The 9237-nt window shown below is 57.1% G+C and carries 10 protein-coding genes; 1 reads left to right on the top strand and 9 read right to left on the bottom strand.

Features of this window, described 5'->3' with window-relative positions; translation table 11 throughout:
* Nucleotides 1-156: 156 nt before the first annotated feature.
* A complete protein-coding gene (locus AC1DSG_RS22860) occupies nucleotides 157-738 on the bottom strand; it encodes a hypothetical protein (protein WP_477792915.1) in 582 nt (193 codons plus the stop codon).
* Nucleotides 739-1333: 595 nt separating this feature from the next.
* On the opposite strand from AC1DSG_RS22860, the gene AC1DSG_RS22855 reads away from it, so the two are divergent.
* Nucleotides 1334-1960, top strand: a complete 627-nt coding sequence (locus tag AC1DSG_RS22855; protein WP_007943575.1) for a response regulator transcription factor — start codon at nucleotides 1334-1336, stop codon at nucleotides 1958-1960.
* Nucleotides 1961-2042: 82 nt separating this feature from the next.
* Here the strand turns inward: AC1DSG_RS22855 and AC1DSG_RS22850 are convergent, their stop codons facing one another.
* The 8 genes from AC1DSG_RS22850 to metG form a co-directional block, all read right to left on the bottom strand.
* A complete protein-coding gene (locus AC1DSG_RS22850) occupies nucleotides 2043-2222 on the bottom strand; it encodes a PA3496 family putative envelope integrity protein (protein ID WP_476212249.1) in 180 nt (59 codons plus the stop codon).
* Between the two features lie 107 nt (nucleotides 2223-2329).
* Nucleotides 2330-2968: an endonuclease III gene (gene nth, locus AC1DSG_RS22845; protein ID WP_007943576.1), complete on the bottom strand. Its 639-nt coding sequence runs from the start codon at nucleotides 2966-2968 to the stop codon at nucleotides 2330-2332.
* 28 nt (nucleotides 2969-2996) lie between these two features.
* Entirely contained in the window at nucleotides 2997-3506 is a 510-nt protein-coding gene (locus tag AC1DSG_RS22840; RefSeq protein WP_477792914.1) for an Rnf-Nqr domain containing protein, read from the bottom strand.
* Nucleotides 3499-4110 carry an RnfABCDGE type electron transport complex subunit G gene (locus AC1DSG_RS22835; protein WP_477792913.1) on the bottom strand — a complete coding sequence of 204 codons (612 nt, stop codon included), beginning with the start codon at nucleotides 4108-4110 and terminating at the stop codon, nucleotides 3499-3501. Before AC1DSG_RS22835 ends, AC1DSG_RS22840 begins: the two co-directional genes overlap by 8 nt.
* Nucleotides 4107-5093: an RnfABCDGE type electron transport complex subunit D gene (locus AC1DSG_RS22830; RefSeq protein ID WP_477792912.1), complete on the bottom strand. Its 987-nt coding sequence runs from the start codon at nucleotides 5091-5093 to the stop codon at nucleotides 4107-4109. The genes AC1DSG_RS22835 and AC1DSG_RS22830 overlap by 4 nt, the downstream gene beginning before the upstream one ends.
* Nucleotides 5080-6294: an electron transport complex subunit RsxB gene (gene rsxB, locus AC1DSG_RS22825; protein ID WP_477792911.1), complete on the bottom strand. Its 1215-nt coding sequence runs from the start codon at nucleotides 6292-6294 to the stop codon at nucleotides 5080-5082. The genes AC1DSG_RS22830 and rsxB overlap by 14 nt, the downstream gene beginning before the upstream one ends.
* A complete protein-coding gene (locus AC1DSG_RS22820) occupies nucleotides 6291-6860 on the bottom strand; it encodes an Rnf-Nqr domain containing protein (protein ID WP_477792910.1) in 570 nt (189 codons plus the stop codon). Before AC1DSG_RS22820 ends, rsxB begins: the two co-directional genes overlap by 4 nt.
* A gap of 143 nt (nucleotides 6861-7003) precedes the next feature.
* Nucleotides 7004-9055, bottom strand: a complete 2052-nt coding sequence (metG, locus tag AC1DSG_RS22815; RefSeq protein WP_477792909.1) for a methionine--tRNA ligase — start codon at nucleotides 9053-9055, stop codon at nucleotides 7004-7006.
* Nucleotides 9056-9237: the final 182 nt, after the last annotated feature.

The raw sequence follows: 9237 nt of genomic DNA, 5'->3' as shown, positions 1-9237 counted from the left end.
GGTGTGGCCTTGTCGGTGACAAGGCCACAATTCTGAAATGGAAGTTTTGTCTGTCGCGCATTGTGTTTTCAGCGTTCTTCTTGTTTCTCGTACAATTCCTTCTGCTTTTTTCTCTCTCTGAGTTTTAGAGAGTTGTCTTGTTTGACTATCGGGCACTCAAGCCATAGTCGTCACACCCTGTGAGCTCACGTTATAAGCGACCCAGAACGCTGTGTTGCTGCGTTTCCTTGTTTGCTTTGAATGCTTGAGTGCGCTTTCTTTCAGTAGCGGCTCTGAATCGGTACATGTAAGAAATACGATCAACCGTGCAGAGGGGGCCTGAGGTGCCTGGACCTTCTCGATCAGCGTATTGAACTCCATTTTTTTGCTCATCCTTCGTACATCGACGATGTGTAGATCCTTTAGCAATGCCGGCAACCGTACCTGATGCTCAATCCAGTGCCTGGTCGAGTCTGTCGGTGCGAAACTTTCCGGTTGATCAGTGTGGGGCATCGCCTTTATGAAATGTTTTCCCTTCTCGAAATCAGAGGGGGCGTACAGTGATCGGTAGTTGAAGTTGAGAGTGGCGAAGAATAGAAAAAGCAAATAAAAGGGGAAGCTGATAAGGAACCAGATGTAAATCTTGCGTTCATCATTATCGAGAAAGGGCAGTGAAATAGCCGCTGAGGTTTCAGATAGTGCTGCAAATACCGCGATGATTGTCATGGGGTTGGTAATTCTTGATTTGGGTTTCATCATGTTTTTTGCTCATAAAGGAATATCTTTTCTCGATTTGTCAGTTTGGATTTATTGCGTATTTTATAGTCTGGTTATATTGGTGCTGGTGTTATTTGTGGTTCCTGTTAGTTGAGTTTTTGGTGGGTGTTATAGTAGCTGTATTAATGGTTGGTCGGGTATAGCTGCTGTTCGTGTTTTCAGAAGAGTTCTGTTGATCTTTAATGCAGGAGTGTTGCTTGATGTTGATCTATTAACATTATGTTGGATAGGTAGTTGATGCTGCGCCTCCAAGGTGTGAATGTTCAGCGTTGAATTGTTGGTTGCTTTTTAAGCGTAGCCCAATCGCCGGTGTTTGTCGGGCTGCACGTTCACTGGCCTGTCCCTTTAGTTTTTTAGGATGTAAATCGATACACAAAAATTTCAAAAAGCGGCGCGCTGATGGACGGGTAAAATTTAAGAAACACAGTATTTGTGCAAATTTTGTAAGAATTATCCTTCTTGTTTGTAGGGAATGTCTCTCGGTGTGGGTCGCTGAGAGGGGCGGCATGCCATGGATGAAACGACTAGGCTATTGTGCGGGCTCTAAAAATTCGAACAGCGAAAATTGGACTTGCCCATGAATAAAGTGCTGATCGTGGATGATCACCCCGTCATTCGTCTTGCGGTGCGTATGCTAATGGAGCGCCATGGCTACGAAGTCATTGCAGAAACAGATAACGGCGTGGACGCATTACAACTGGCCCGCGAACTTATGCCGGATATTGTCATTCTGGATATCGGAATACCGAAGCTGGATGGGCTGGAAGTCATTGCGCGACTGACATCGACAGCGATGCCTCTTAAAGTGTTGATATTGACTTCACAAGCACCCGGGCATTTTTCCATGCGTTGTATGCAGTCAGGGGCTGCAGGCTATGTCTGCAAACAGCAGGACCTCACTGAATTGCTCAGTGCGATAAAAGCCGTTCTTTCAGGCTACAGTTACTTTCCGAATCAAGCGTTGCATACCGTACGGTCCAGTCTTGGCAATGCCAGTGAAGCCGATATGGTGGATCGTCTGTCCGGGCGCGAAATGATGGTGTTGCAACAGTTGGCCAGAGGCAAGACCAATAAGGAGATTGCCGATGGAATGTTCCTCAGCAATAAAACCGTCAGTACTTACAAAACTCGCCTGTTGTTGAAGCTCAATGCGCGCTCCCTGGTCGATTTGATCGAACTGGCTCAACGCAATGGTCTGGTCTAAGTGCCGCTAACGGCTGATGAGGCGATGCTCATCAGGGATCGGCACTTAGTAAAAAGCCTCCGTTTCGGGAGGCTTTCAGGTGTTAAAGGTCAAAATCGTAGTCGGCCAATTGCTTTTGAAGTCGGCGCTCCTCCAGCAAATTGTCGATGGTGCGGCGTTTGCTCAGGTTGGTCTTTGCCACTTCAACCACCGGTTCAGCGTCATCGGCATCAACGGGTGTGAAGTCGTCTTCTACGTCCAATTGCTCTTTGCCAGTGCTCATAAGGTCAACTCCAGGCTAAGACTGCCTTTGGCGCCCCTTATATCGATAATCGACCGGCGGGTAAAAAAGATTTTTTCAATCGATGGATCAATAAATCTAATAGAGCCTCAATCGTCCGAGGTCTTTTGCTTGTATTCGCACAAATCTTCGATCCGACAACTGCCGCAGCGGGGCTTGCGGGCCAGGCACACGTAGCGTCCATGAAGGATCAGCCAGTGATGGGAGTCCAGCAAGTATTGCTTGGGCACAAACTTCATCAGTTTCTGCTCCACCTCGACCACATTCTTGCCGGGAGCAATGCCGGTGCGGTTGCTGACCCGGAAAATGTGGGTGTCCACCGCCATCGTCAATTGGCGAAAGGCAGTATTGAGCACCACGTTAGCGGTCTTGCGACCGACGCCGGGTAGCGCTTCCAGTTCCTCGCGGGTTTGCGGCACTTCGCCGCCGTGGCGCTCCACCAGCAGTCGACAGGTTTCGATCACGTTTTTCGCTTTGCTGTTAAACAGACCGATCGTCTTGATGTATTCCGACAGGCCCTCGACGCCCAGCGCATGGATCGCCGCCGGTGTATTGGCCACGGGGTAGAGTTTGGCGGTGGCCTTGTTGACGCCGACATCGGTCGACTGGGCAGAAAGAATCACGGCAATCAGCAATTCGAATGGCGATGAATAGGCCAGTTCAGTCTTCGGTTCCGGGTTGTCTTCGTGAAACCGGCGGAAAATTTCCAAACGTTTTGCGGCATTCATGGGCGATGCGTTTCCTAAAAACAGTCAATCAAGGTGAGGGCGTCGAGCGGGGCCAGGCCTGACGTGCGGCGATCAACACTCCCAGCAGTAAGAACCCGCCAGGGGCCAGCGTGGCGAAGTGCAGGCCACCGCTGCCTATCAGTTCGCGAAGCAGGCCCAGGCCGACCATCAGCGCGCCAAACAGGGCGCACAGTCGCAAGCGATCCAGGCGTGGGCTCTGATAGAAACCGTTGTACTCCAGCACAACGCATTGCAGGGCGATCAATCCTGCGTAAAGCGCCACCGGTTGGTGCCATTGAAGGGACCAGACCTGTGCGGCCATTTGCGCGCAGCTGGTGAGTGTGGCGGCCAGCAGAAGGCAGGCGAGCAAGCGGGCAGACGGAACCAGCCGGGATCGCAAGGCCCACATGCCCGCGCCGTAAGCACTGATCACCACGATGAACATCAGCCACAACCCCAGTGCCGCCGCCCAGGAGGTCGTGGCGCCGATCAGGGGTGCAAGCATCAACGAGTTTTGCAGGGCCTGGGACTTAGTCATGGGCGCTACTCCGGCTCAATGGTTGGCGGTGTTCATCGAAGTAGCGTAACGCGTCGTGAATGGCACTGATCACCGCCCTTGACGTGCTGGTTGCACCCGCCACCTGATCGAATTGCCCCTGATCTTTTTTCAGGGCCCAGCCTGTGTCGTCGGGGTCGCTTCGAGACTTGCCAGCAAATGCCTGGAGCCAGGTATTGGGCCAGTCGGCGATCTTGCCACCCAGCCCCGGAGTTTCCGATTGCTTGAGGGTTTTGACTCCCAACAACTTGCCGTTGGGATCGATGGCAATCAGCAATTCGATTGAGCCTTCGTAGCCCATGGTCTGGCTGCGCAGCAAGACCGCGCTCGGCTGGCCGGCCTTGGTCGCCAGGTAGCCGCCCAGCAGCGTGCTGTTGGGCAACGTGATGTTGGCGATGGCGAGCGGCTGTTCCAGTGGTTGATTGTCGTAAGTTGCCGGTGGTAGCAGGTCCAGCAGGTTGCGGCTGTCGATCAGCCGTTGTTCAGCCGCAATGCGAGGGGCGCTGATGCGTTGCACGAGGTAGGTCGCGCCGATTCCCAGCCCGGCCAACAGCACCAGAATCACCACGCTTGAGGCTCGGCTCATGGGGTCACTTCTTGCCTGGACGCGACAAAGCGCTCCAGTGCTGGCACACAAAGGTTCATCAGCAGCACGGCAAATGCCAAGCCATCCGGATAGCCGCCCCAAGTCCGTATCAAGTAAGTCAGCACGCCCACGCCGATACCAAAGAGCAACCGGGCGCCGGCGCTTTTCGCGCCGGACACCGGTTCCGTGACAATGAAAAAAGCCCCCAGCATGGTGGCGCCGGTTAACAGATGAAACAGGGGGGAGCCATGGGAGTCGGAGCCGGAACCGTTCCAGCACAGCAGGCTGATGACGAACAGGCTGGCGAGCATGCCGACCGGCGCATGCCAGCTGAACACCCGCCGTTGCAGAAGAAATATGCCACCAGCCAGAAAGGCCAGGCTGACCCATTCCACGCCGCGTCCGCCAAAATGGCCGAACGCGGGGTTGCCGGCGAAGAGTTCGTCCATGGTCAGGCTTTTGTTGATTCGCAGGCTGTCCAGCGCGGTGGCCTGGACCCAGGCATCCGGTGTAGCGCTGAGGTTGAATCCGAAAACCTGTTGCAAGCCGCCGAGCAAGTCCAAGCCGTGGGAGGATGGCCAGTGCGTCATTGGCTGGGGAAAGGCCACCAGCACCAGGGCAAGACCGAGCATCGCCGGGTTGAACGGATTCTTGCCAACGCCGCCATACAGTTGTTTGCCGAGCAGCGCGAACGCCGCCGCACAGACCGTCAGCCACCACGGGCAGTAAGGCGGCAAGGCCAGCGCCAACAGCGTCGCACTGACCAGTGCACTGCCGTCACTCAACGTCGGTTTGAGCGGGCGCTGGCGCAGTCGCAACACCGCTGCTTCAACCGCCAGCGCGGTAACGGTCGCCAGTATCAGGTTGAGCAAGACGCCCCAGCCATACAGCCAGAACAACGTCAGCATTCCCGGTACGGTGGCCAGCAACACCAGCTTCATCGCCTGCTGAAGGCGTTCGTCCACCGACTCAAGGGGCGACATAGGCATCCACCTGGCGCTGGGCTTCCAGCAAGCGCGCTCGGGCCTTGTCGATCAATTCGCTTGGGGTGTCCGCACCTCGTTCGAGTTTGCTGACGTCGGCTCGGGCGTAGGCCAATTCGGTTTTGAGCTGTCGAAGCTGGCTATCGATGGGGCGCTTTTCGATTCGCGCCAGGTTTGGCAGCGGCTGCTCGCTTGCCGCTTCAGCGACGTGTAACGCCTGTTCCGCCTCGTTGAGTGCGCGTTGCAGGGCTTCGATCTGTTCGGCCGGTGCTTCGTTGGTCTGGGCTTTCTTGAGTTCGGCGCGGCGCATGGCCAATTGGATCTTCGCCCGTTTCAGCTCAGCGTCTTTCGCCGGGGTAACCGGGGGCGGAGTCGGCAGTGACGCGCTTTCCAGTTGCGCCAAGGCCTGTTCGGCGGCTTCAAACTGTTGTTGCAGCACGATCAGTTGCGACTGCTGCTCGAAGGTCGGTGGGTGCCCGAAGGCCTTGAGCGATTTGTTCAGTTGCGCCCGGCTCATTGCCAGATCGATCTTGGCCTTTTTCAACGCCGCATCGGCGTTCGCCGCTTTTTGTGCGCGCACGCGTTCAAGCGCTGCCTGTACCGGGTCGAGCGTCGACACTTCAGTGTGCGCAACGGTGCGTTGCGCGCGGGCTTGGCGTTCAGCGAGTTTCTGTTGTTCCTCGCGCTGCAAGCGGGCATTGCGCTGTTCAAAGCGGCGCCGGGCATGGTTGCGTTTGGCGGCGCGAGCCCGTTGCTCTTCAAGGCTGAAGGCCAGGCCCCCGACAATCGGCAGCACCGTGGTCAGCGGCAGCGGTCGCATTTCGATGCAGTCCACCGGGCAAGGCGCCACGCAAAGGTCGCAACCGGTGCATTCGTCAATGATCACCGTGTGCATCAACTTGGCCGCACCGACGATGGCATCCACTGGGCAGGCCTGGATGCATTTGGTGCAACCGATGCATTCGGCTTCGCGAATGTAGGCGATTTGCGCCGGGGCCCAGCCGCGACTGATGTCCAGTTCCAGCACCGGTACTTTCAGCAGTTCGGCCAGGGCCGCGATGGTTTCGCTGCCGCCGGGCGGGCACTTGTTGATTGGCTCGCCGCTGGCAATGCCTTCGGCGTAGGGCTTGCATCCGGGGTGACCACACTTGCCGCATTGGGTCTGCGGCAAGAGGGCGTCGATGCGTTGAATCAGACTCATGTTTTGATCAGTCCGCTAAATCCGAGAAAGGCCACCGCGATCAATCCGGCGCCGATCAACTCAATCGGCAGGCCGCGAAAGGGCAGGGGAACATCGTTATCGAGTGTGCGTTGGCGCAAATCGCTGAACAGACTCAGCACCAGCCAAAACCCCAACCCGGCGCCGAGGCTCAGGAAGGTGGCGTTAAAGAATCCTTTATCGTCCTGAGCGTTGAGCAGCGTCAGCCCGAGTACGCCAGCGTTGCCCAAAAGAAGCGGCCAGAGACCGTCAAACGCCAGCGTTGGCAGTGCCCGCGACAGCACTTTCAACAACGGTGCAATCAACAAAACGCTTAATGGCAAAAACACGAACAGGCTTAGTGACGTCAGTTCCAGAGGGACCAGCAGCCAATGGTCGGCCGCGTTACCCAATGTGCCGACCATCCACATCAGGCACGCCGTCGCGATGCCCAGGGCATGGACTTGCCGATGCTCGCTACCCAGCAGCGGATCGGCGCCCAGCGGCCAGTGCAACACGACATTGTTGATCAGGGCAGCGCTGATAAGCGTAAGAAGCATCTCGGTCATGATCGTGCCGGCAAGAACAGGGGCTTTTTAACGCAGCGGTCTAAAAAGCTTAGGCATTATCCGGCAAGGACGGAGGGTGGGCCAGATATGAAAATCCCACAGTCGCGTCAGGCACGACTGTGGGATCGATTTACCGCACGACCTTACTTGATGCGCTGACCTGGCTTGGCGCCGCTATCAGGGCTGAGCAGGTAGATTTCTTCACCGCCAGGGCCGGCCGCCATCACCATGCCCTCGGAGATGCCGAACTTCATTTTCCGAGGCTTGAGGTTGGCGATCATCATGGTCAGGCGACCATCGAGCTTCGATGGATCCGGGTAAGCGCTCTTGATCCCGGAGAACACGTTGCGTTGCTCGTCACCGATGTCCAGGGTCAGGCGCAGCAGCTTGTCAGCACCTTCCACGTGTTCGGCCTTGAGAATCAGCGCAACACGCAGGTCGACCGCAGCAAAGGTGTCGAACTCGATTTCTGGCGACAGCGGATCCTTGGCCAATTCGCCATTGCCGGCCGGTGCGGCTTCGCCGGTGTCGGTTGCGCTGGCGGTCAGGTCTTCTTTCGAAGCGTCGCTCATGGCCTGCACTTTTACCGGGTCGATGCGGGTCATCAACGGCTTGAACTCGTTCAGTTGATGATTGCTGAGCAAGGTCGCGTGGTCATTCCAGGTCAGCGGCGCGACGTTCAGGAACGCCTCGGCGTCGGCGGCCAGCAACGGCAGGACCGGCTTGAGGAAGATCACCAATTGGCGGAACAGATTGACGCCCAGCGCGCAGATGGCCTGGACTTCGTCCTGCTTGCCTTCCTGTTTGTTCAGCGACCACGGTGCCTTGTCGGCAATCCAGGCGTTGGCACGGTCGGCCAGGCCCATGATTTCACGCATGGCACGGGCGAAGTCGCGCGCCTCGTAAGCCTCGGCGATGCTTGGCGCGGCTGCCAGGAACGCTTCGGTCAGTTCCGGCGCGGCATTACCCGCCACCAGCACACCGGCGTTGCCTTTATGGATGAAACCGGCGCAACGGCTGGCGATGTTGACGACTTTGCCGACCAGGTCCGAGTTGACCTTCTGCACGAAGTCTTCGAGGTTCAGGTCGAGGTCGTCGACGCCACGGCTCAGTTTGGCTGCGTAGTAGTAGCGCAGGTATTCCGGCGACAGGTGATCCAGATACGTCCGGGCCTTGATGAAGGTGCCACGGGACTTGGACATTTTCTGACCGTTGACGGTCAGGTAGCCGTGCACGTTGATGCCGGTCGGTTTACGGAAACCGGCGCCTTCGAGCATGGCTGGCCAGAACAGGGCGTGGAAGTTGACGATGTCTTTGCCGATGAAATGGTACAGCTCGGCCGTGGAGTCCTTGCCCCAGAATGCGTCGAAGTCCAGCTCTGGCGTGCGGTCGCACAGGTTCTTGAAGCTGGCCATGTAGCCGATTGGCGCATCCAGCCACACGTAGAAATATTTGCCTGGCTCGTCAGGAATCTCGAAACCGAAGTACGGTGCATCGCGGGAGATGTCCCACTGTTGCAAGCCGGCGTCCAGCCATTCGGCGATCTTGTTGGCCACGGCGTCTTGCAGGGTGCCGCTGCGGGTCCAGGTTTGCAGCATCTCCTGGAAATCCGGCAGTTTGAAGAAGAAGTGCTGGGAATCCTTGAGCACCGGCGTGGCGCCAGAGATGGCCGACTTCGGATCCTTGAGATCAGTCGGCGCGTAGGTAGCACCGCATTTTTCGCAGTTGTCGCCGTACTGGTCTTCGGTGCCGCATTTCGGGCAGGTGCCCTTGATGAAGCGGTCGGCCAGGAACATTTTCTTTTCCGGGTCGAAATACTGCGTGATCGAGCGCTGGGCGATGTGCCCGGCGTCGCGCAGCTTCAGGTAGATCTGGCTCGACAGCTCACGGTTTTCTTCGGCGTGGGTGGAGTGGAAGTTGTCGAAGTCCACCAGGAACTCGGCAAAGTCGGCGCTGTGTTCAGCCTGGACGTTGGCGATCAGTTGTTCCGGGGTGATGCCTTCCTTCTCCGCGCGCAGCATGATCGCCGAACCGTGGGCGTCGTCGGCGCAGACATAAATGCATTGATTGCCGCGGTGCTTCTGGAAACGCACCCACATATCGGTCTGGATGTATTCCAGCATGTGGCCAAGATGGATCGAACCATTGGCATAGGGCAGGGCGCTGGTGACGAGGATCTTGCGTGGCTCGGACATGGGGCTCGGCTACTTGATGAAACGGAGGTCGGCCACTATAAAGCGCCGGCGCATATTTTTCACCCCCGCGACCGGCACCGTGGACCTTTGTAGCAGCTGCCGAAGGCTGCGTTCGGCGGCAAAGCCGTCGCCAATCCGGTCATCTCGGTTTACCTGAGACACCGCAGTGTCCGGTTTTACGA

The sequence above is a fragment of the Pseudomonas sp. P5_A12 genome, from assembly GCF_056400685.1.
This window is presented reverse-complemented; position numbering and strand designations above follow the sequence as displayed.